The organism is Natrinema limicola JCM 13563 (assembly GCF_000337475.1).
Taxonomy (GTDB): domain Archaea; phylum Halobacteriota; class Halobacteria; order Halobacteriales; family Natrialbaceae; genus Natrinema; species Natrinema limicola.
On record NZ_AOIT01000058.1, the window covers coordinates 1 to 309 of the forward strand.

1 rRNA gene is annotated in these 309 nt (G+C 57.9%); it reads left to right on the forward strand.

The annotated features are described in order from the left end of the window. A 16S ribosomal RNA gene (locus C476_RS14705) occupies positions 1 to 309 on the forward strand; the annotation flags it as partial.

Below are 309 nucleotides of genomic sequence, written 5' to 3' on the forward strand. Positions count from 1 at the left end.
GGGGTAGGAGTGAAATCCCGTAATCCTGGACGGACCACCGGTGGCGAAAGCGCCTCTGGAAGACGGATCCGACGGTGAGGGACGAAAGCTAGGGTCTCGAACCGGATTAGATACCCGGGTAGTCCTAGCTGTAAACGATGCTCGCTAGGTGTGACACAGGCTACGAGCCTGTGTTGTGCCGTAGGGAAGCCGAGAAGCGAGCCGCCTGGGAAGTACGTCCGCAAGGATGAAACTTAAAGGAATTGGCGGGGGAGCACTACAACCGGAGGAGCCTGCGGTTTAATTGGACTCAACGCCGGACATCTCACC